Origin of the sequence: Pseudoalteromonas sp. BMB (assembly GCF_001709235.1) — a bacterium.
Lineage (GTDB): Bacteria > Pseudomonadota > Gammaproteobacteria > Enterobacterales > Alteromonadaceae > Pseudoalteromonas > Pseudoalteromonas maricaloris.
In genome coordinates, this window is sequence record NZ_MBQA01000076.1 from 56,011 (window position 1) to 76,684 (window position 20,674).

General features: G+C 43.4%; 32 protein-coding genes and 1 other RNA gene. 7 read left to right on the forward strand and 26 right to left on the reverse strand.

Annotation, left to right across the window (positions count from 1 at the left end; genetic code table 11):
* The first annotated feature begins 64 nt into the window (after positions 1 to 64).
* Positions 65 to 739 (forward strand): ribonuclease T, encoded by a 675-nt coding sequence (gene rnt / locus BB427_RS06900; protein WP_010375437.1) that lies wholly within the window; start codon positions 65 to 67, stop codon positions 737 to 739.
* Between the two features lie 46 nt (positions 740 to 785).
* Here the strand turns inward: rnt and BB427_RS06905 are convergent, their stop codons facing one another.
* Positions 786 to 2,438 (reverse strand): DUF342 domain-containing protein, encoded by a 1,653-nt coding sequence (locus tag BB427_RS06905; protein ID WP_069019829.1) that lies wholly within the window; start codon positions 2,436 to 2,438, stop codon positions 786 to 788.
* A gap of 689 nt (positions 2,439 to 3,127) precedes the next feature.
* On the opposite strand from BB427_RS06905, the gene ssrA reads away from it, so the two are divergent.
* Positions 3,128 to 3,484: a transfer-messenger RNA gene (gene ssrA, locus BB427_RS06915) on the forward strand.
* 175 nt (positions 3,485 to 3,659) lie between these two features.
* On the opposite strand, the gene BB427_RS24775 is transcribed toward ssrA, so the two are convergent.
* The 12 genes from BB427_RS24775 to BB427_RS06965 form a co-directional block, all read right to left on the reverse strand.
* Positions 3,660 to 3,794 (reverse strand): hypothetical protein, encoded by a 135-nt coding sequence (locus tag BB427_RS24775; RefSeq protein ID WP_274517155.1) that lies wholly within the window; start codon positions 3,792 to 3,794, stop codon positions 3,660 to 3,662.
* Between the two features lie 113 nt (positions 3,795 to 3,907).
* Positions 3,908 to 4,375, reverse strand: a complete 468-nt coding sequence (locus tag BB427_RS06920) for a hypothetical protein (RefSeq protein WP_254663594.1) — start codon at positions 4,373 to 4,375, stop codon at positions 3,908 to 3,910.
* 9 nt (positions 4,376 to 4,384) lie between these two features.
* Positions 4,385 to 4,651: a hypothetical protein gene (locus BB427_RS06925; RefSeq protein WP_069019835.1), complete on the reverse strand. Its 267-nt coding sequence runs from the start codon at positions 4,649 to 4,651 to the stop codon at positions 4,385 to 4,387.
* Positions 4,652 to 4,653: 2 nt separating this feature from the next.
* Positions 4,654 to 5,562, reverse strand: a complete 909-nt coding sequence (locus tag BB427_RS06930) for a hypothetical protein (protein ID WP_069019838.1) — start codon at positions 5,560 to 5,562, stop codon at positions 4,654 to 4,656.
* Positions 5,559 to 5,879, reverse strand: a complete 321-nt coding sequence (locus BB427_RS06935) for a hypothetical protein (protein ID WP_010606462.1) — start codon at positions 5,877 to 5,879, stop codon at positions 5,559 to 5,561. Before BB427_RS06935 ends, BB427_RS06930 begins: the two co-directional genes overlap by 4 nt.
* The gene (locus tag BB427_RS06940) at positions 5,876 to 6,472 is read right to left on the reverse strand and encodes a hypothetical protein (RefSeq protein ID WP_069019840.1); all 597 of its coding nucleotides are present in this window, start codon (positions 6,470 to 6,472) and stop codon (positions 5,876 to 5,878) included. The genes BB427_RS06935 and BB427_RS06940 overlap by 4 nt, the downstream gene beginning before the upstream one ends.
* Positions 6,472 to 7,419 (reverse strand): hypothetical protein, encoded by a 948-nt coding sequence (locus BB427_RS06945; protein ID WP_069019843.1) that lies wholly within the window; start codon positions 7,417 to 7,419, stop codon positions 6,472 to 6,474. Before BB427_RS06945 ends, BB427_RS06940 begins: the two co-directional genes overlap by 1 nt.
* Entirely contained in the window at positions 7,409 to 7,801 is a 393-nt protein-coding gene (locus BB427_RS06950; RefSeq protein ID WP_254663595.1) for a hypothetical protein, read from the reverse strand. Before BB427_RS06950 ends, BB427_RS06945 begins: the two co-directional genes overlap by 11 nt.
* Entirely contained in the window at positions 7,770 to 7,973 is a 204-nt protein-coding gene (locus BB427_RS06955) for a hypothetical protein (protein WP_069019859.1), read from the reverse strand. Before BB427_RS06955 ends, BB427_RS06950 begins: the two co-directional genes overlap by 32 nt.
* Positions 7,973 to 8,119: a hypothetical protein gene (locus BB427_RS24400; protein ID WP_175401251.1), complete on the reverse strand. Its 147-nt coding sequence runs from the start codon at positions 8,117 to 8,119 to the stop codon at positions 7,973 to 7,975. Before BB427_RS24400 ends, BB427_RS06955 begins: the two co-directional genes overlap by 1 nt.
* Positions 8,120 to 8,121: 2 nt before the next feature.
* Positions 8,122 to 8,427 carry a hypothetical protein gene (locus BB427_RS06960; RefSeq protein WP_069019862.1) on the reverse strand — a complete coding sequence of 102 codons (306 nt, stop codon included), beginning with the start codon at positions 8,425 to 8,427 and terminating at the stop codon, positions 8,122 to 8,124.
* The gene (locus BB427_RS06965) at positions 8,427 to 9,269 is read right to left on the reverse strand and encodes a major capsid protein P2 (RefSeq protein WP_069019865.1); all 843 of its coding nucleotides are present in this window, start codon (positions 9,267 to 9,269) and stop codon (positions 8,427 to 8,429) included. The genes BB427_RS06960 and BB427_RS06965 overlap by 1 nt, the downstream gene beginning before the upstream one ends.
* 357 nt (positions 9,270 to 9,626) lie before the next feature.
* On the opposite strand from BB427_RS06965, the gene BB427_RS06970 reads away from it, so the two are divergent.
* Entirely contained in the window at positions 9,627 to 10,598 is a 972-nt protein-coding gene (locus BB427_RS06970; protein WP_069019868.1) for a hypothetical protein, read from the forward strand.
* A 7-nt stretch (positions 10,599 to 10,605) separates the two neighbouring features.
* Here the strand turns inward: BB427_RS06970 and BB427_RS06975 are convergent, their stop codons facing one another.
* Genes BB427_RS06975 through BB427_RS07015 form a run of 9 tightly spaced genes read right to left on the reverse strand, consistent with a single transcriptional unit; the run spans position 10,606 to position 15,533 of the window.
* The gene (locus BB427_RS06975; RefSeq protein ID WP_069019871.1) at positions 10,606 to 11,277 is read right to left on the reverse strand and encodes a hypothetical protein; all 672 of its coding nucleotides are present in this window, start codon (positions 11,275 to 11,277) and stop codon (positions 10,606 to 10,608) included.
* On the reverse strand, positions 11,264 to 11,818 hold the full coding sequence (locus BB427_RS06980; protein WP_069019873.1) for a hypothetical protein: 555 nt from the start codon (positions 11,816 to 11,818) through the stop codon (positions 11,264 to 11,266). The genes BB427_RS06975 and BB427_RS06980 overlap by 14 nt, the downstream gene beginning before the upstream one ends.
* A gap of 25 nt (positions 11,819 to 11,843) precedes the next feature.
* Positions 11,844 to 12,413: a hypothetical protein gene (locus BB427_RS06985; RefSeq protein ID WP_069019878.1), complete on the reverse strand. Its 570-nt coding sequence runs from the start codon at positions 12,411 to 12,413 to the stop codon at positions 11,844 to 11,846.
* Positions 12,410 to 12,601 (reverse strand): hypothetical protein, encoded by a 192-nt coding sequence (locus BB427_RS06990; RefSeq protein WP_010606451.1) that lies wholly within the window; start codon positions 12,599 to 12,601, stop codon positions 12,410 to 12,412. The genes BB427_RS06985 and BB427_RS06990 overlap by 4 nt, the downstream gene beginning before the upstream one ends.
* Positions 12,592 to 14,649, reverse strand: a complete 2,058-nt coding sequence (locus BB427_RS06995; protein WP_069019880.1) for a hypothetical protein — start codon at positions 14,647 to 14,649, stop codon at positions 12,592 to 12,594. Before BB427_RS06995 ends, BB427_RS06990 begins: the two co-directional genes overlap by 10 nt.
* A complete protein-coding gene (locus tag BB427_RS07000; protein WP_069019882.1) occupies positions 14,646 to 14,894 on the reverse strand; it encodes a hypothetical protein in 249 nt (82 codons plus the stop codon). Before BB427_RS07000 ends, BB427_RS06995 begins: the two co-directional genes overlap by 4 nt.
* Positions 14,878 to 15,093: a hypothetical protein gene (locus BB427_RS07005; RefSeq protein ID WP_069019884.1), complete on the reverse strand. Its 216-nt coding sequence runs from the start codon at positions 15,091 to 15,093 to the stop codon at positions 14,878 to 14,880. The genes BB427_RS07000 and BB427_RS07005 overlap by 17 nt, the downstream gene beginning before the upstream one ends.
* Positions 15,090 to 15,326 (reverse strand): hypothetical protein, encoded by a 237-nt coding sequence (locus tag BB427_RS07010; RefSeq protein ID WP_069019886.1) that lies wholly within the window; start codon positions 15,324 to 15,326, stop codon positions 15,090 to 15,092. The genes BB427_RS07005 and BB427_RS07010 overlap by 4 nt, the downstream gene beginning before the upstream one ends.
* 3 nt (positions 15,327 to 15,329) lie before the next feature.
* A complete protein-coding gene (locus BB427_RS07015) occupies positions 15,330 to 15,533 on the reverse strand; it encodes a transcriptional regulator (protein WP_069019887.1) in 204 nt (67 codons plus the stop codon).
* A gap of 145 nt (positions 15,534 to 15,678) precedes the next feature.
* Between BB427_RS07015 and BB427_RS07020 the strand changes: the two genes are divergently transcribed.
* On the forward strand, positions 15,679 to 16,143 hold the full coding sequence (locus BB427_RS07020) for a helix-turn-helix transcriptional regulator (RefSeq protein ID WP_069019896.1): 465 nt from the start codon (positions 15,679 to 15,681) through the stop codon (positions 16,141 to 16,143).
* Between the two features lie 10 nt (positions 16,144 to 16,153).
* Positions 16,154 to 16,501, forward strand: coding sequence for a helix-turn-helix domain-containing protein (locus BB427_RS07025; RefSeq protein ID WP_069019898.1), 348 nt, complete (start codon positions 16,154 to 16,156; stop codon positions 16,499 to 16,501).
* Between the two features lie 39 nt (positions 16,502 to 16,540).
* Here BB427_RS07025 and BB427_RS24405 read toward each other — a convergent pair whose 3' ends face one another.
* Positions 16,541 to 16,711 carry a hypothetical protein gene (locus BB427_RS24405; protein WP_175401252.1) on the reverse strand — a complete coding sequence of 57 codons (171 nt, stop codon included), beginning with the start codon at positions 16,709 to 16,711 and terminating at the stop codon, positions 16,541 to 16,543.
* Between the two features lie 815 nt (positions 16,712 to 17,526).
* Complete coding sequence (locus BB427_RS24410; RefSeq protein WP_175401253.1) at positions 17,527 to 17,670, reverse strand: hypothetical protein; 144 nt, start codon at positions 17,668 to 17,670, stop codon at positions 17,527 to 17,529.
* 171 nt (positions 17,671 to 17,841) lie between these two features.
* Between BB427_RS24410 and BB427_RS24120 the strand changes: the two genes are divergently transcribed.
* Both BB427_RS24120 and BB427_RS07040 read left to right on the forward strand, forming a co-directional pair.
* On the forward strand, positions 17,842 to 18,072 hold the full coding sequence (locus tag BB427_RS24120; RefSeq protein WP_139119030.1) for a hypothetical protein: 231 nt from the start codon (positions 17,842 to 17,844) through the stop codon (positions 18,070 to 18,072).
* A complete protein-coding gene (locus BB427_RS07040) occupies positions 18,024 to 19,202 on the forward strand; it encodes a site-specific integrase (protein ID WP_069019906.1) in 1,179 nt (392 codons plus the stop codon). The genes BB427_RS24120 and BB427_RS07040 overlap by 49 nt, the downstream gene beginning before the upstream one ends.
* Before the next feature lie 454 nt (positions 19,203 to 19,656).
* On the opposite strand, the gene BB427_RS07045 is transcribed toward BB427_RS07040, so the two are convergent.
* Both BB427_RS07045 and BB427_RS07050 read right to left on the reverse strand, forming a co-directional pair.
* Positions 19,657 to 20,208: an ImmA/IrrE family metallo-endopeptidase gene (locus tag BB427_RS07045; RefSeq protein ID WP_069019908.1), complete on the reverse strand. Its 552-nt coding sequence runs from the start codon at positions 20,206 to 20,208 to the stop codon at positions 19,657 to 19,659.
* 10 nt (positions 20,209 to 20,218) lie between these two features.
* Positions 20,219 to 20,581: a helix-turn-helix domain-containing protein gene (locus BB427_RS07050; protein ID WP_069019909.1), complete on the reverse strand. Its 363-nt coding sequence runs from the start codon at positions 20,579 to 20,581 to the stop codon at positions 20,219 to 20,221.
* Positions 20,582 to 20,674 lie beyond the last annotated feature (93 nt).

Below are 20,674 nucleotides of genomic sequence, written 5' to 3' on the forward strand. Positions count from 1 at the left end.
GCTGCTCGCTTCTTGTCGAGGTATCAGTATAATAGGCCGCTAAATTTCACAAACCAAGAAGATTATGTCTGATACCGAGCAAACGCTATTTTCAAAACGCTTTCGCGGCTTCTTTCCTGTAGTTATCGACGTGGAAACCGCTGGCTTTAATAAAGATACTGACGCCCTACTAGAAATTGCCGTCAGTATGTTAAAAATGGACGATGACGGGGTATTAAGCTTAGATCAGACAGTACACTTTCATGTTGCGCCTTTTGAAGGTGCAAATATTGAGCAAGCTGCGATTGACTTTAATGGCATTGATCCATTTTCACCACTCAGAGGCGCTGTTGCGGAAGATGAAGTGCTGAAAGAAATTTGCAAAGCCGTGCGTAAAGCCCAAAAAGCCGCAGGCTGTCAGCGCTCCGTTGTCGTTGCCCATAATGCCGCTTTTGATCACGGCTTTTTAAATGCAGCGATTGAGCGTAACAAGATAAAGCGTACGCCTTTTCACCCATTTGTCAGCTTTGATACCACATCACTTGCAGGGCTTGCTCTAGGCCAAACGGTGCTTGCAAAGGCATGTCGTGCAGCAGGTATCGAGTTCGACAATAGTCAAGCGCACAGCGCACTTTACGACACGGAACGCACCGCAGAGCTCTTTTGCTACATAGTCAACAAGTGGCAAGCATTAGGAGGCTGGCCATTACCAGAGCCTGAAGCCGAGTCAGAACCTGAGTCAACAACCGACACCGAATAATAAAAATGCCAGCAAATCCAGCTGGCATTTTTATAAGTGCTCGTTTTTACGCTATTTCTGCGGTTTTGGCCGTCGTAAACTGTTGCATGATCTTACCTTCATGCAATTTAACGAAATTAGGCGGGTAAATTCGCGAAAACAGCTTAGTGTCTTTCGCTATTTTTACTTCGGTTCCGGGGTGCATTAGCTCATTGACCGTGACTCGACTCAAGCGTGCTAATCGATGTATTTTTTGCTGTATTAACCGGATGTTACGCTGATTACGGCCATAATGTTTATTTATCTGCGCTTCGCTGTGCTGCAACTTGGCAAGATATGCATCTCGTTTTTGCGATTGCGGCGACGCCTGTGCTTTATTCATGGCTTGTTTAATATCGATGACTTTGGACGCCAGCACCTTTTCCAGCTCCACTAATTCGCGGTGCTTATCGTGCAAACTATCCCAGTCTTGGGCTAGTGAAATACGTGTTCTTGTGCCTGAAGGTGCCCCAAGTTCACCCGTTTCTATACGCATGGCATCCAATACATTTCCGCCAATCAGTTTGCCTCTAGGGGTTTCACCTTTACCTACTTTGATTAAACGCTTGGAAGCCAAATCACAATGCAAAGCTTGACGTTCAATGAGAATATCTTGTTCGCTTTCAATTCGACAGTACTGCGCATAACCTAACGAAACACTGCGCTTTGCTTTAATTGAACATGAAAAAGGTTCACCTTCAGTGCGCTTACGGCCAATTGTGCCAAGCATTATCGTGACCGCGCTACCACTTTCAAGAATAGCCGATTCCACAAAGCCAATAACAGTAATATCGCCCGAAGCCTTCACACGCATTCCATCTTTAATATCACCGCTCACAATCACGCTGCCATCAAACTCAACATGCCCAGTCGTCACATCAATGTTTTCATAGCACAGCACATCGTCAACGCGCATACCTCGAGGAATGGCTACTGGCACACCTTTTGAATCGGCAATAAGCAGGTTTTTATCGTTGGGATCGAGCTTGGTGCCTTCTGATACCTCAAGTGGCGCGTCTTTGCCTGGTTTAGGGTCAATCACGTCACCAAACACGGTATAGCCCGGCTCGCCTTCAGTTGGCGGGACTTTTTTCATTAATGGGCTGCCCGGTTTTACGGTGATGATAGCACCTAAATTGCGCATATCGACCTTACCGCCGCTCGATTCTTGTGGGCTGAGCACTCTGTCCTGCGCTGTCATACACAGGCGCACAAAACGTGCGTCATTGCCATCTTTGGCTCGTTGACCATGCGCAACAATACCATTGTAAGTGTGTCCAGGAGGGAGTTCTAACTGCTGACCGAGAAGATTATCGAGGGCTTTGCCACTGACGCCTTTTTTAATACCCGCTTGTTTTAATGCTTGTTTGGCCTTGTTCATACAAACCAGCTTACCACCACGGGCTGTGGTCACTCTCGCTTCAGCAAGCATGTTGCCTTCTTCAATACGCACCGAAATAGAAGCATCGATAGCGCGAGCCACAATCAGCGAGTCCTGCTCGGGCGCCTCACTTGCGGTAAATAATTGGCCGATATTGGCATGAATGATTTCAAAATCCGCATATGGCGACCCCTCTATCATCTCAACTAGCTGAGACGAGCTCGCCGGAAATCCGGATTCCACAGGATGAGAGAGTAAGTAGACATAGCCCTCATCCTCATCAAAACGAAATAATGACATTCATCAACCCTGAAAAGTATGCACGATCTTATTGTTATGTTGTTATTTTTAATGCAGCGAACTCATTTGAGCATAACTTCGCCAAATTGTTAAGCTTAACATCACCTGAACTGCTACAAATTATAAATGAATGTAAATCAACCTGTGCATTAAAAAGACAACTTATTATTTTCTTTAGATTTATCGGCTTTACGGTGCAAAGCTTTAGGTAAATTAAGATATTTCAAGCTTAACTTCGACAAATTAATAGCTAAGTCTCACCAGCGTTTGCGTTTGGCCACAGATAGGGTAATTTCAATCCATGCGAAAAGAAAATGAATTTTTTGGGGACAACCACGACAAAATACATACATCTCTGTTTTACCGACTCTAATAACTACCCACACGTAAACGTTTGCTATCGACAGCTCAAGGGCTAGCCAAAGCTTAATCTCATCACGCACTGTGTAAATCAACTTGATGTGAGTGCAGCGGATTTAGGGTTAACGATCATACAAATCCAAACAATAAACTCAGTTACCTCACCCTATATTTGTCTCTATGTGTATTTATCGGTGAGATATTAAGCAAATACACATCTCCCAGCGTAAATCACATGCTAAGCCATTGTAATGGCATTAATCCTATGTATAATGCGAGACATAGTTAGTTGTTAGATGTATAAACACTAACAGTACTGAATTTATTCAGGGGCTGATTAGGATTCGACGGGATTCAAGAAGCCTAAGGTGCATGTCGAGGTGCGGCTGGCCTCGTAAAAAAGCCGTATTTAAAGTAATCGCAAACGACGATAACTACGCTCTAGCGGCATAATAGCCCGCTAGCACTCCTCCATGATATTCTTGTGGATCTGGTTCTGGAGTGTCACCCTACACAAGATCGCTACGGAAACCCTGGCCGGGGTTGAAGGGCTAAAACTAAGCGGCCTCGCCTTTACTTATCGTGTTCGTCCGAGATTTAAAGGTTAACCAAAAGACGATACTAAACATGTAGGACCGAAGGTCGACGCTTTCCGGACGGGGGTTCAAATCCCCCCAGCTCCACCAAATAGCGACACTGAAACCCCATCAAAACACTGTTTTTGATGGGGTTTTTGTTTATCTATGGTTTGGGAATTGGTTCAATATGGGGTAGATCTGGGCGTGGAATGTCCCCAGTGTGCCCCCGAGAATAATGCACAAAAAAAGCCGCATATAGCGGCTTCCAATCAAGTATTTCGGTTTAGAAGAACAGTGGTAACACTGCTTTCAGCACTGCTGCAATCTCTGGGTTAGTTACTGCCAGAGCACCACCCACAGCACTAACAATAGCTGTGCACGTTTTCGATGTTGCAGCTTTTTTCACTTTCTCTGTCATGACATTTCCTTATTAATTGTCGTCTAAAATTCCCTTTGTGCGTTTCTTTATCTGATAGACAACAAACGCACCTAACACCGCACCACAGACAGTTGTGATCAGCCATTTTCCATTCATGCCAATGCAATCCCATGCTTTGCCTGTTCAATGGTAAACGCACCTTTTGCACCTTCCATGTTGGCCATGTGTAACATGAGTTCTGCATAGCGCTCGAGTGGTACGGTGTCGCTCCAGAAATTCGTGATTGTTGGTTGTAAGTCCATTTTCTCACGAATGTAGTTGATATAACCCTCTGTGTGGTTTTCGTTATCTGGCGCCCATCTGCTGACAATGCCGTCAATTGTGTCGAGTCCGTAGTGATTGCGGTACGTCATCAATGTGCGGTATGCAGCCCGAAAGCCGTACTCAGGAGAGGTGAATTTCACAAACCCACCGCTATGCCCTGCCTTTCCCTCCCAATCCGTGCCATTTTCACGGATATTGAGTGGGTTATTGTTCCGAACGTTTAAGTTTGGTCGTTCCATTAAGAATATCCCTATTGCTACTACTGCAAATCCTATTGCGATTAGATGCTTAGGCATGGTCTATGCCTAAGCGGGTTTTGGGTAACGCTGTTTGATTTCGGCAACCTTGTCACGCCATGCCTGTTCCGCTTCCGGCGTTTGGTCATATTGCCACGACAAATACAGCGGATCAGATTCAGCCGCGTATGCTTGCGAACGCAGAGTCATTACCTCATCCAATGTGTAAATGATTTCAATATCATTTATCGACTCAGCACCAATTAGTGCTGCGGCAACTTCAGGAGATTCAATTGAATAGAGCGTTAAACTTAAATCGTTTAGCATTACTTTCATCGTTAGTCCTTTCTATTAATTATTGTGGCATCGTTACCAGCGCCTTGGATTGCATGAATGTTAAGCATTGCAATATAAAGCTCGCACTCGTCAGCATGGTCAATATTCAAAGTTAAAAACCCTTTAGTTACCTCTGACTTTGTAATTACTTCGTCAATAAAGTGCCACTGACCAACTGAAGGGATCGTTATTTGCCCTCCATCATCAAGGTAAGAAACATCAAAAGAAGCAGGTCCCCTCGCAACATAGACATAAGCTCGAAATCTGAGCTGATTATGCTTAAAGCTATCTACATTGATAAATACACTATTTTTCCAAAAATGATGCTCACCAGCTGGCTTAAATATTTTAAGAATATTTCCGTTAGGCACACCACCATAGCCATCTGACAATCCACCTCTGGACGCCCGTGGTCCTTTGTAGTACCTGCCATAATAAAACGGTTTTTCCTGTGTTGCTTCATCAATGGTTTCAGCAACTTCAGCAGGAGCATCGCTTAAATAGGGTCCCTCAAATCCCTTTGTAAATGGATGCACAGCCTCAATTTCTACAGACCCCATCGCCCCAAAACCATCTAGTGGCGACTTTCCATCAACAGGCTGTAAAAACGCATTTTTGTTTAATGGCATGGTCAGCAAATCGTTTGCTGTCATTCCGTTATAGCGTTCTTTTAGTGTTGCTAGCGTTGAGCCATATAAAGCAACCTGCTCAGCATGGTTTTGTGCATGTTGAGCTTGCTGCGTATCATGCTCGCTCTTGAACTCAGCTTGTTTCGTATCATGCTCGCTCTTGAACTCAGCTTGTTGCGTTTGGTGTTCGTGCGCCATGCGCGAGATTGCGCCGCCGCGAATGTCGTCTAGTAGTTGATTGCCGGTGCTGACTAAATCAGCCATGTTTTGCAAATCACTCATACATCATCCTTAATTTGTTCGTTAATCTGTTCTAGTCGAACGGTTGATAGCTCGACTAGTGTTTCCGTTGCTGCATTCAGATCAGCGCCTAGCGTTAGGTTTTGTGCTGCGTTTTGGCTCACAATGTTGGTCAGTACATTGTTATCACGCCACGTTTGCAGCTCGCGGGTGAGTAGTCCAGTTACCGCCGTTGCGAGTGCCGTTTGTGAATTGGCAATACCGTGCATGAGTGTCACCGCATCAGTTTGCGCGGGGTCAATCTGCATAAGTATTTGTGCAAGCACATCGGTATTCATTGGCTCAACTAAGTAGCTCATTGCAACACCTCAACTATGCTAAGTTTTGCCTGACTATCCCCTGTGTTATAGGCGTAAATCTCAGCGCCATTAGTGAGCGCTAGCGTGCCGCCTTTAACAACTGGCAAGCCGTTGGTTGCCCCGCAATCACTACCGCCAACACGAACGGTTTCATTGTGTACGCTGATATTTTTGATTATCAGCTCATGCCGTAATTCATTGTCTACGACCAACCGCTTGCGACTATGGGGTTCAATAATGATGTCATCCAATGAATTAAACCGAGTGGCCGATACATTGACCGCACGCACGTTTAATGTGTCCAGCACTCGGGCAATGGTCAGTGCATTCGTGATTTTGACGTTGTTCGAAGCAGTAGAGGTAATGCGCAGGTTCGCCACTTCGTATTCAACTTCTAGCAGTTCATCACTTTCATTGATGAACGTGACCGTAGAAATTTTTTCTAAGTCGTATTGACGGCCAACTGCGCCCACTACGTCCGTAAATTCATTACACTCAATCGCAAAGGTGTCTGACGCATTGATAATGGATAACCAACGCGCCGCAACACTAACAGCTCGTGAAGAATTGGCCGCAATCGTAATTTTTGCCATTACTTTTTCCCTGCTATTAATGCCACTGCAACTACAGCAACCGTTAAGCCCAGCGCGACTGAGATATACTTAATCATGCTGCTAGCCGATTGCGCGACTAAATCTTGCCCCTGCAACGATGTGCTTTTTGCAAGCGCAGCCACTCTATCCAGAGCCAACGAGTTTGCTTTCACATTCTCGTTTTGCGACTTGGTAAGGAACTCGGTCACGCTTGATTGCGTCCCCGTTAAATGTTCAATATTGGACTGATGCACCGCCGTTAAGTCACCCGACATTGCCGCTACTAACTCTTGATTGGCTGTTATCACATCGCTAGATAGCTCACTCACTGTCGCGAGGCCGTTGTTATAGCCTTGAGATAGTGTGTCTGCTAGATCAGCACTTAGGTCGGTCACTGCGCCAATGCTTTGGCCTGTCACTTGTGCTAAATGCTCAATGCTGAGTTCGGTTGTGCCGCTCAGCGCTTTGCTGTACACATCGGCTAGGTCTGCGTTTAGCCCTGCCATTTGCTGAATAGCAATGTCTGCGGTATCAAACGCCCTATCTATCGCGCCACCATCTAGAATATTGACAACACCACTGTTACCCGCAAATTCACCGTTATTGTGAACAGAGTTGTCAGTGTTGAATGAGTCGCTATATTCCTGTGATTGGTCGTATTCGTTGGTGACTGAGTTATCAATATCTTGCTGAATGTCATTTGTGACTGAATTGTCAGTGTTAAATGAATCGCTCCAGCGCTGCTCGACTGAATTATCAATGTCTTGACGCACTGAGTTATCAATATCAAAGTCGTTGCGAACTGAGTTGTCTATGTCGTAGTCATTACGTATATCCGTACGACTTGCATCAACATCGCTCGCCCCTGCAAACTGACCATCGTTGACGACACTGGTAGAGGTTTGATTGGTTGAAGTGCTTTGACTACTTTTGGATTTACCGCCCATTTAACACCAACCTATAAACGTATTCGTCATGAAAAATCCCTCTTCGTTTTTCAACCAGCTGTGCTGGTAAATTGGCAAATCCGTGCCGAATGTATTCAGGGTTACGTGTATGCCACCGTATTGAGCTACATTGCAACTCTTGCGCATAGCGAATAAGCGATGGTACTGCATCTAAAAGGTTGCGCCCCGCGACTGCGACTATCACCAACTCTTGCGCTTCCTTGCGCGTCACCACGTACAATTGCCCTATTTGGTGAAGTTGTGATATTCCTTGTCGTATCTCGCGTTTAATTGTCCCTTTCGCATTAAAAAGCGCGGGGCGCAGAACACGTAAAACCGAATCAGTTAGCTCAACGCTTTGCACGGCCAAATACCAGTACAAGCGCCACACCAACGGCCGCAAAAATTGCCCACTGTGGGATGCCTTTGTTGTAGGTCATGCCGCCAAATCGGGTGTGATTGTTATAAACAGTGTCACCGTTCCCCGACTTAGCATGACCGCCATTAATCGGCATTTGCCCCGTATTGGTAAAGTTTTGTGGCAGGGGAAGCATTAGCCTTGCCCCCATAACAAAAACGCACCATAGGCCAGCCCTGCAACGGTGGCGATTTTAACCACGGAGCGCATCAAACTGCCCATTGAGCTACCCACGATTAAACCCCCAATCCCTGTTACAAGCGGCCAAATAAATACAGGCATAACTATTTCCTTAGTAGTAAGACCAATATAATTGCCGCACCAATACCACCAAAAATCATGGTGTTTTGGCTAAACGGCATTTGTACGCTTGGTTGCGCGACCACAGTCGAACCATCCTTATTTCGACCTTTGACTGGCTCAGCTCGCTTCAACACCTCAGGGTCTTTCGCGGCTTCTTGCTCGTATGCTGTGCGACCAATCCCAAGTAACTCGTCAATTTTGCCTAGGTGTGGATCAACATACTCGTTATACCAGCCTGATACGCTCTCAAATCCGTCTGATATGAGGTCTGGCAAAAAGTTAGACATTACGCCCCCTTAGGAACGGGAAACGGCTTTACTTGGTCAAAACCTTGAACATAGGTTTTAATCGCGCCGTTGCTGTCCACTTCAAATTCAAAGTTAAGGCCGAGTGTTGGCATTGCGTTGGCAGAGCCAAAGCGAAATAGTGTGAAATCCAACAGTAAGAAACCCGCTTGAGGCTTCACGCCTTTGTAGCGCTGCAATTGATAGTCGATGTCTTCACGGGTTAGCGTTTCAACGGTTCGGCCACCACGCTTAACGCGCACTTTGGTGATTTTGACTTCTGACTCATCAAACACCATTTTTTGCACCCAACGATTAGGACCCGTGTTTGGCATTGTCCAAGAGTGCTCACCCGCAGCCGCAGCATGTTGCGTTAATTCGTATCGTGTTGGTTTAAAGATACGACCTAGCTGGTTAGTGTCCGTCACAAACGCCTTACCCATGATCACGGGTGACGTTGGGTCACTAGCGCCTTTAGTGCCGACTTCAATTTTTAGGGTGACGTCATCAGTTAGCAACGTAACCAGCTCAGTCATAAAGATACCGCCATGTGTACGGTACTCGTGTTGGCTAAAGTCCAATACAAAACGTCCTGTCTTTTTGAACTTTTCATACATCGTGTCTAGCAAATCCAACATTTTGTTAGTCACTTGCACGATAGGTGTACCGCCAATATCCAGCGTGATTTTTTTAATGGTCTCAACGTGCTTTAGGTTGGTTTCTAACTCAATCGAATGATAGGTTAAACCCGCCTGAAGCTTGATTGTCCATTCTTCACTGTAGTTGCTGCCCGTTGGCGATGGCAACTGCAATACCGACGGACGAAAATGCTTAATTACACTCATGATGAATTACCCAATTACGTCTTCAACTGCATCAACGTTGTTTGATGCCCATACCACTGCCGCCGCGATAACCGCCGCAATACCAGCAGTAATCAAATGTCCTTTCATCGCTTTATTCATTTGGTTCATGTCCCTTTGGTTGTTGCTTTCCTGATAGAAGTTTTACAAGTACAAACGCCACAACCGCAGAGCCCGTACTTACTGCTAGATATATTTGATTCATTGGTTAAGTGTTCTCTCGTTGTTCCGTTTATGCTTTTTAACGTAGAGAAGCGTTTCGGTTAGCGTCAATGGGGAGTTGGCAGGGGTAACCTATTAGGTTAAATTAACAGAAATTTACATTTACAAAGGAATCAAATGTCGTTTCAAGATGCTCAAGGGATTATCGACTCACTAAAAGAGCGTATATCAAACCCTTTTATGTTTACATACTCTTGGCTTTTTATTGTCTGTAATTGGAAAGCTGTCGGGTGGTTTCTATTTGAGCCGTTAACTTTTAGTTTAAAGTTGCAACGTTTCGAGTATACAGGTTTGGAGGTCTACCTTTTAAAGCCTCTGATGTTTACCTTTTTGTTCTTGCTTATAGCCCATGCTTTAAATAACTTCGCAGAAATATGTAAACGCTTTTGGGACTATCTATATGCCAAATTTCTCATGTATATAGGTTGGAAAGAGTTTGTGGATAAAGCTACTTATAACAAATTGCATGATGAAAAAATGAAGCTTGAAGATGAGAATAGGCAATTGGCTCTTGATGCAAGAACCGCACACGACTCAGAACAAGCCAACCTAGAGAAAGTATCAGAGTTAAGTATGCAAGTTGGTCAGTACAAAGAAGAAAGCAAAGAAAATCAAGCTAAACTAACTATATCGGAGAGCAAAATAGCAAAATTAACTACACAGTTAGAAAAATATGAAAAGTCTGAAGTTCCCACCAAACCCACGAAAACTCAAGAAGAAACAAATCTATCAAGTTTTAGTGATGCTCTTGGCAAATTATTCTTCGGCAATATTGGTTATGAACCAGAAGACACAATAAATGTTTATAGAAACAAAGTTCATGAGTTTTCTTTACATAACCAATTTCTTGACCATGATCAGCAGGTTCTTGTTTTACTGTACGATCATTCAAGGGATGAAGATGAACCTGCTTTTGTAAGGAACCTTTATGGGAGTAAAGATATAATTGATGAGCAATTGCAGTTTAAATTACCAGTAGAGGTTGAAGATTACACACTTATTATTCAACTTATAGAGCCATCTGCAGCAAGTGGGCAGGATATACCCATTTTTTCAAACTATTACTACCTCAAAACTTCTCTACAATAAAGCCGCTTTAAGCGGCTTTTTTAAATACCAATTTGCTTTTCACCACGTTCCCCATACCCGGTGATTTAAAGTAATATTCAAGCTTGTTGAGTGCGACAATATCGGCAAGAGACACATCAATTTCTTTTGACATACGCTTTGCATCATCCAGTGAGTGTTGAATCCCTACCCATTTATAAGGGCATTGAGAGGTGATTGTTTTACTCATTTCAACCACCCGTTGACCAATGCAGTGCATGATAAAACCGTACTTGCGGCCAATTCTCATAAACCAGCCAAACACCGTATTATCACGCCCGACTGTCTCTGTCACTTCTGGGACTTCCTCACAAACAACATGTAGGCGTTTCGGGTGTAAACCGTCTCCAAACCCTTTTACAGCAGTTAAAAACTTCAAAAAATAAGCGCGTTCTTCTGGTACTGTTAGCGCAATCTTAAACCCTTGTTTAGTTGCCCTACCTGCTCGCAGTGCTTTAAAAAAGCTACCGAACGTTGTGTAACGTCTTACTACTCGCCCCTGAATCTGCTTAAAAGATTTATGCGGGTCCCAAAATACAACTTGATCAGTGGGTTTGATACGCCCGAGCTTTTGAACAGCAGACGTTTTACCACCATCAGAACCCGCGACATAAAGCGTATTCTCATTTGACAGCTTATCGTTACCATTAATTGGCTGCATGTGCTGCTTCCTCCGCAGGTTCAGCCTCCGCATTCGCTTGAGCATCGGCCATTTTAAGCGCTTTAATTTGTTTAGTCGCATTAAAAGAGAATGAGCCAAAGAACATGGCGGCCATGATCTCATCTTTGTAGCTACCAAACATATCTAATGCCGCTGGCGCATACTTCTGAATAATTGGTTTTAACCGCTTTGCACCTTGTTTTTTCTTACCGTCTGCAATGCTAAAGCGCTCATGCCCATGGTCTTGAAGTAACGACTCAAGCATATCCATTGCATCGGCGGCGGTGGCTTCTGCTCCCTCGTCACTGATCACTGCATCTTTTACTTGTGTGAGCGCGGCTTGTTGCATTTCTTCAGGCATTGCATCAATGGCGGACATTGGGTCAAAGTCGAGTTCCTGCTCTGCATCAAACTCTTTTAATTCAGCGGCCATTGCAGCCGCAGAATACTCGTTAATCTGCTCTGTTTGGATTGGCTCGTTTTGCTCTAGTACCGCATCATTGTTGGTTTCTGTCGATTCTGTATTGGTTACATCAGTCATGGTCTGTCCTTTAAAAAAATATTAGTTATCTTGCAAGTGCGAGTAAGCAACCCACAACACCGCCACCTATCGCGCTTAACACGAGTTTTAGGGGTTTAATTGGGTCGTTAGCTGCTTTTTGAGGCGTGGTATTTATTGGTTGTGGTTTAGGTTCAGGCGCTAATTGCTCAACAACCTCGGCAACCACGTTTGATGGGGTTGTTGTCGGTTGTTCGGTAACAGCTACCAGTTCAGTCACTTCATCCAACTTCTCAACCAGTTGGTTTTGGTCTAATACCGCATCGCTACTGGTTTCTGGCTCAATTTCAGTCACGGTATTTTCGGTTAATTTAACCGACACAGGCTCACCCTCAGCGGCCAACAGCGCTTCAATGTTTGGCTGCATGTTTGCACGGATTTTTGCTTGATACTCATCCCCGCTACTCTGATCACATTTGCATTTATCACAAATCAAATAACGCAAATGCGCCTTTTTAGTGCCTTGAGGTTGGTGAACGGTTGCAATCTCCCCGCAGTGATGACGGAACACGCCTAATACAGGGTTTTTGCTGGTTCTAAGCGGCACAGTGCCGCCGTTTAGTGGTACGGTCTTCATGATTTTAATTCCTCTACTTGTTTTTCAAGCTGGGCAACTTTGTCAATCAAACCGCCTATAACGCCAAACGATAAATTAACCGCCTTGTCGGCCAGCTGTACCTTTTCTTTCATATCCCAAGCGCCGAGTGAATCGGCCTTTTTCTTGAGCTGAACACATTGTTTAAAGTTATCTAAAATCAGGTCCATATATCCCCCGTTACTAAAGAATGGGCATCAACATCGCTTTCATGCGGGCTGATACGCTCAAATCTGCTATAAAAACTCATCACTGAATCAATCGACTCATCAATCACCTGCTGCGTCTTGATAAGCATCTTTGTCACTGCGTTTTCTTCTTTGCGCTGCTGCTTGATATGTTCCTGATCACAATCAGCGCTAAATATGGTTTGTAGCCGCCAGCCACGAACGCCAATCGCGTTATCCATAAACCGCTTAAACTCTCGGGCATTAGCAAACTTAGCAACACCACCACGGGCAAAGTTGCCGTTTAGCTCTTTGCTCATAGACTCAACTCTGTTGCTAATTGCCTCTATCTTGGCGGTAAGGCGCTCAATTAAACGCTCACGCTTGGTGGTAGTTTCTTGGTGCTTAATCCGCTCACGAAAAGCGATGGTTTCTTTTAACTCGTTTTGTACTTTGCGCTTACGCTTCCGCTTTGCCTCAAGGTATTGCAAATACTCCTGTATTAGCGTGTACATGTGCTGGCTTTCATGAGTGGCGCAGTTCTCCCATGCTTCGGCTCGGGCATACTTTGAAATATTGTAGCGATTGCCTCTAATCTCCCCCTGATCACCTTTGCTATCTGAGGACATATAGCCCAACGCTTTCAGCAAATAAGAGCTGGCCGCAGCAGGACTTTTAATGCGTTCAATATGCACCATGCCTTTACCCCAAAGGCGTTCCACACGTTCCGCCCACTCTCTAAAATGGTGGTGCGGCACATTCCAGCGCATAAGCATGTGCGCGTGATAGTTTTGATACCCGATAGACTGAACTTCGACTAATTCGCCATTTTCACCGAATGGGTAAAGGCGCGACTCATGGATTTTCCGTGGCGCTTCGGCAACCCACATATAATCGAACACAGGCTTTTTCTTCGGATCTTGCGCGCATTCAATCTTGCAGATTTCCATTTTTTTATTCGTAATTGCGCGTGCTTCGCACTGTTCAATACACTCAACTATGCCCCACGGATAAAGGCGCTCGTTATTGTGGAATACGTCTGTTTTCACAAACTCTTTAAATAGACCTCGGGTGGACATCCAACCCCGTTTATGCATTTTTCCCATCGAATCTAAGAATGGGCTCAGTTGCTCACCAATCGTGGCAAAGTCAAACTTCACATAAGTGAAACGACCATCAGCAATGATTTCGTCATTCTCGGCACATTCAAATTCTAGTTTTTCACCGTTCGCGTTATACCAAGGGGAAATCACATCACCCTCTTTCCCGCCACGGTCTTTTTTATAGTGCTTTTCATCGAGTTTTTTACGGGCTGCTTCATCAAGTGTCACGGTTAAAAATGCGCTATATCCGCCTTTTACGGCTTGCATATACAAACCACTATCAATAATTTTTCCGCGAGCTCGGCTGGTAAGGGATCGCGTAATCCGTTCACCTGTGTTTGCGTCAGGAGCGTCACTGGTTGAGGTCATTTGAGTGCAAACAATGCGAAAATCATCACTCCAGTTTCTAGACTGGAAATGAGCGCGGTTGTTTTGGTAATGCGGCTTTACGATTTTTGGCTTGGCATTCGACTTGGTGTTTGGCTCGCGTTCAATCCTGCCAAGTACGGGCGATTCAAAATGACCGACATCAACGAATGACTCATAAATCGGACGAACTTCGCCCGTATCAAAATCTAAACACTCCCCATCGTGGATCCCTAAGTATTCTGCGCGTTTTTCTTTGCTCAGAGTACGCATGACACCGCTTCGTAACGAGTCTAGCTTGAGCTGCTTCTGGCGCTCTTTGATTTGCTTCTGAGTGGCAATTTCATGCGGTTTTGGCCGTGTCTGACTTTTGCAGCTTATGACAAGCCTAGCTTTTTCAATCCCCTGCGGGGCTTGCGCTTCGCGATTAGATCGAGCAAATGATTCAACGTACTCCTGCCACGTTATCGAGTTTTCGATATCCGTTTCAGAGACGTCTGGAATTGAGTCACGAAAAAAAGCGCCTTGCTGGGCGCTTTGGATTGCTTCATGGAGAATAGAATCTGTTACTTGGTTTTTCATTGTTGGTCGTCTGACGATGTACCTATTTTTTCATCACTTTTATTAGCCTCAAGCTCTGACTCAATAATTAGCCTCAACTTCTTGGCAATGCCTTTTAGGTGCTTTCTGTCATTTTCATTTAAAGAGGAAGACGGCAAACGCCATTCAATGACCTGTAACGCTTGCTGCTTTTCTATCGTTGAAAACGGACAGCTATTTGCACTTCTTCTTTTTGAATCATTGAAACCTTCAACTGACGTGCACATAATCAATTTCCTCTACGTAACAGGTGTTAACTGGTGCGGCTAACCAAATACCATCAGTGCGGCCGTTTGCAGCGCGTGCTTCTTCGTGTTGTTGGGTAACAATTTCAGCAAAGGCAAAGTCTGCCTCGTTTGGTTGGCTGCGGTTGTTTGAATACGCATTGAGCTGCGCGGTATCGTTTACAAATTCGGTGCGAGTCATATACAACCCTTTTTTGCGAGAATTCGAGCATACGCCAAACCTTGTAACGGGCTATTGCCGTGAATGCGCGGAATGTTTACTTCTTGCTTTGGTTGCACTTTCGGCATTGGGTTTGGAAAACGGCTTTTTGCTTCGTTGTAAATTTCACGAATTTTTCTAGCCTGACGCTGCCAGTGTTCGGGGTTTTCGTTTGGGTCAATTAGCTGATCCACTTCGACAATGTACTGGCTCATTGTTTAGTCCTCGATTAGAAAAACATCTGGACGTAACTCAGTACGCTTCACACCAGTGACCTTTTCGACTCTGAGAACCAACTCGGCAGGCACCTTTCCTTTTTTCAACCAATAAGAGACTTTTTGTTGAGTAACCTTACCGCCAATAGCCTCCGCTAGTTGCTTCTGACCACCTACATTCTTAATAGCTTGTTTTAGTGCAGACATAATTGCTCTCCTTTTTTCTGAACAATACAACTAAAACAAGTTAAAGACAACTTTTCAAGTTAAATTTAACTTGTTTTTATGTTTGCCGCTATATCTCTTTACTTGTAAGCTAGTGACATAAAAGTATTTTCCTCAGGAATTGGCCATGACTGAAAGTATTGGACAAAGAATAGCGAGACTAAGAAAGTCCAAAGGTTTAACCCAACTGCAACTAGCAGAGCTTGTTGGTATGAGCCAACAAGCCTTTGCTTCTTTGGAAAAAAAAGACACTCCACCAAAACGAATTTACGAGATCTCAGCAGCGTTAGGAGTCGATGTTGGGTATATCTACAATGGTGAACAAGGCAACTCATCGCTATCAGTCGTCAAGGAAAGTACTTCAGACTCTTTTACTTGTGATGAGATCGAAGAAGTAATACCTGTAGCATTAGAACGAACAATCGTTGCACTACAAAAGCAGTTTCAAGCACAAAACATCGGAAAGCTAGACATAGTGAAACACCAAGATATTATCGCTAGTTTCTTAGGCGCGAGTATTGCTGTCGAACTGAGTGGTGATTACGAAAGAATAGCTAAAAAGTTTATAGAGCTGGAAAGTATAAAGGCATAGGTCATATTGTATGAGTACTTACTGGGTGGCAGCTGCTAAAAAGCGCATGAAAGCTTTAGGTATCAAACAATGCGACTTATTAGATGTATTTGGCGTAACAACCAGAGGAGCTGTCGGGCATTACTTTTCGGGTAGACAGTCAATCAACGTAAAGCAACTAGAAGCACTTTCTAAGAAGTTAGGAACTAGAATAGATTACTACGACACTCGTGATGAGCGTTATTCAATTGATGAGATAAATATGCTGCTAAGCGATTGGATTCCAAAACTCTCGAAAACAGGGCTTGCTCGATATGAAACAACCCCTGATATCATAAGAAGCTTAATTATAAGCTCCCTCACAGATAAGCAAAAATAACTATTACACAAAGAATTGAAAAGAGCCTTGTAGCTCTTTTTAGTTAACTGGATCTAGGCCACTTCCGCTTGTTTGGGGCTGTGCCATTACAGGGTCAACAGGGTCTAAGCCACTACCACCAGTCTGCGGCTTTACTTTTGCTGGCTCTATCCTGCTTCCATTTGTTCCACCACTGACTTTAACACATTGTTTTAGATTTATTTTTATCATTTTCCTTTACCTTTTTTCAAATTCAACTTGCCTTTTTTAGTCGTTGAACTCGGTTAAGTAGATTGTCTCTTTTAGATGAATGAATTATGTGGAGAGCAATAGTATCCTCACCGCGAGCCAGCCTAGTTTCTATAGCTCTGGATTCCACTAATATATCGACACAATCACTCAACAGACTATTTTCGGCAATTCCTATATCTCTAGTTTCCTGCTCCACTTCTCTAGGTTCAGGCATGTAATTTGAAAGCCTAAAGCAAAAAGTCATACTCCCAAGCAAGCAAAGGATAGAAAGCACAAACAGAAACACCATCAACATTACAAACTCCGTTTAAAAACTCTGTTCTTAATTGTAACAAAAACAGCACTAAACGCCACACAAATATTAACATAAGGTATGCTATACTGATAAACTTTCCTTAACAGATCACTATCCACATTTAACAAAACGTAACTTACATACCTAAGGACAGTTACCATCGCTATCACAACAAAGCTAGCAGATACTAGCATAGCAAACTTACTGGCTCGAACCTCCCTAAACACATGAATTGTAAATAAAAATGATGTAGCAGCTAGATAGAAAATTGAGAAAGATAGATACCACAAATGTCTCATAAGCTCTCTATCATATACGCCAAATTTACTTTTAAGAAAGTAACCCCAACAATGCATCATTCCATTAAAAATGCAGAGCACTACTAACGACCAAAGTATACTTTCATCCTTTGATCCGCTTTTAACAAACAAAATTAGTGCAACAAAATTAATGAACACTACAAAATCACCAATTTTAAAAAGCAAATCTGCCATTAAACTTAACCTTCGTTAGTCTTCGCCACTCCACCTGAGTAACGCATATCAACAGCTTCAGTCTTTGGTGGCTCGACGCCATTCCCACCAGTACCACCAGAAACTCTCTTCAAGCATTCTTTTGAAATTACAATAAAACGTTTTTTCATATAAACCTCCAGTCACTTTAACTTACAAGATAACAACTTTTCAAGTAAAACCATCTTGACAAACCACTTAACGTGTAACAACCTATAAAAAACACTTGAAAAGTGGTTTTTATAGACAGATAGCCTGTCAATAGTATCAGAGACTAACAATGTTAAATAGTGAGAACAGATATGTTAAATCAAATGGGTTGTATCGGTTCATGGATACCGCAGGATATGTACTTAAGGCTATACGGGGAGGAGAAAGGCACATTAGACGAACGGATCAGGCGTAAACACTGGATAAAGGGAACACACTATAACGTTCCGCGTGGTTCAAAAGGTCGTTGGATTAATATTGAAGAGGTAAACAAGTGGGCAGCGGGACAAACAAGCGCGTCGGCGTATTTACACGCCAACTAAAGTCAGGTGAATGCCTGTATATAACGTTCTTTTATCAGGACGAACGCTGCCGTGAAGCTTTACCAGGATTAAATCCTGAATTAAAAGGTGATTGGGATTTTGCCTTTGGGCTTAAAAAGGAAATTGAGCGCATGATCACGCTTGGGAAGTTTAATTATGGTGATTACTTCCCAAACTCACCCAAGGCCAAAAAGTTTGCTGCAAAGTCCACGGCCACGGTTTTAGATTACCTCAACGACTACGTTAAATATGGTAGAAAGCGCGGTTTAAGCGTTTCTACCATTGAGGGCTATGAAAAGGCGATTAGAGCATTATCGCCTTTACACCACATCAAAGCCGCCAACCTCACTCCTGCCAATGTTAAGCAACTGGTAAAAGACTCGACTGTCTCGTTAAAAACCATGCGTAACCGTTTAAGCGTATTAAATTCAGCAATGAATGAAGCTGTAGTTGACGGTGTATTACCGCTAAACCCATGCACCTCAGTAAAGCCACATCAGTATATGGATAAAGTCGAAAAGGTGTCTACTCGCGGCCAGCATGAGGACGTAGACCCATTTAAGCCAAAAGAGATTGAAGCAATTTTAAATGCTTGCAGAAACCAGCCCGAGCGCCATTTACTCACTGTACTGTTTTACACGGGTATTAGGCCGTCAGAAGCAGCAGCACTGCAATGGATTGATGTTGACTTGATCAACGAAGAAATCAAAGTGTGTGAAGCTGTGATTTGGGACTCCACCAATAAAAAGGCCATTACCAAAGGCACTAAGACATCATCAGGTAATCGCGTTATTGAACTGCCCCCTTTGGCGCTTGAAGCACTCAAGTCACAAAAAGCAGTTACAGGCCACGGCAAGTATGTGTTTATTGAACCACGCAGCAAAAAACAGTTAACCGGTGCAGCACAACTGCGCAAAAATATTTGGATTCCCGTACTTAAGAAAAGCGGCGTTCGTTACCGCCACCCTTACCAAGCAAGACACACTTTCGCCACCATGCTCATTAGTGAGGGACGCAACCTATGGTGGGTTGCTGACCAAATGGGACACGATGGACCCGAAATGCTCTTTAGACATTATGGTAATTACATTAAAGAGCATGATTTAAAATTGACACGAAAAAGCCGCTAATTAGCGGCTTTGAGGTTCTATTAATTTCCATATTTAGAAACGAATTTTACTTTTCGTTTTCTCCAAGCGTGAAAACCGCTTTCAGATTTATTGTCTACTACCATAAAAACTCCTATGGCTCGTAATCAGTTGAGGTATAGCACACATAAAATGTGTGCTACTTTTAACTAAGTCACCGCTCGGTAATGTACTATCTACCTCTAGGTAAACTTCTCTTGTGTTTGCATACGTCTTCCCATTGTCCGTGTCTGTAACGACGGTACTTGCGTACAGGAACGACTTTAGCTCTCGAATTACTCATAAAGAGATCCTCAAAAAAAGTTTTGAGTTGAATAGATTTTCACAAGAATTCCGCATATACTCTCAACTGTCACATATCAAGTAATTTGATTCTTGTGTGGAGCGAGGACAACTCACCACTCATTTCCAAATTATTTAAGGCGCGTTCAGTTTGCTAAGCTGCTTCGCGCTTAATCTTCTCTAACCTTGTATTTGCAGCTGGCAAAGAGACATTGAACTTTTTGACAATTTCTTTTGCAGACTTCAATTTCTTAACTTCGTTAAAAGGCATAAGCAATTCAGCAGCAAACTGGTCAGCTTGCCACTCCGTGTCTTCATATGCTGCGTGCTCCCCTGTAATTCCTTTTCCAAGTTTCACGCCTTCAAAATGCAACAAAAGGTGGCCTATTTCGTGAGCAATCGTGAATCTGCAAAAGCCAGACTTAGGATTATTCTCATCACACGCACCATCATAAATCGAAGCTCTAAGATAAATCTTTTTTTCTTCAGGATCATATAACCCAAGATACTCTCCCATTGCTTTGTCGCTTTTTAGTTCGTAAGAAAAACTAGTCAGCTTACTCGGTAAATAAATATCAATGAAATCTACTACGTCAACTGCTTTTGACGTATCTATCTCGAATGAAGAAAACAATGATTCAACAGCTTTCCTTATCTGTTTTTTATTCCTTGGTGTTGTTTTATAACCCTTTCTTCTCAATGCCACGATTTACATCCTAATTACCTTTCAAAATATTAATTATTGTTTCAGCATCTTCATCACTTAAATCAGATGATTCAATTTTTCTAGCAAAAGCTCCTGCTACGGTACGAATTAAATCACTGTCGTCATCTTTAATTTTGATACTAAACTCTTTTTGAGACTCATAAGCGGCATCAAGAACTTCTTGCCCCCCATCATCATCTAAATCAAGAAACCGAATTGTCTTCTCGGCAAACTCCGTTGTAAGCTTTTTCTTTCCGTTCTCAACTGCAGAAAGATATGCAGAAGTAACATCAAGCCCCTTGGCCATATCTGTAAGCTTCATGCTCCTTTCTATGCGTATTTTTCGCACCGCGATTCCGAATTTCGTTAACATAAGTAGCCCTAACAAATGAAGTAGTGATCACCATTAAAAGTGAGCGCAAAACGTAAATTTATAATTATAATTTTGACCTTACCTTTTCAATGA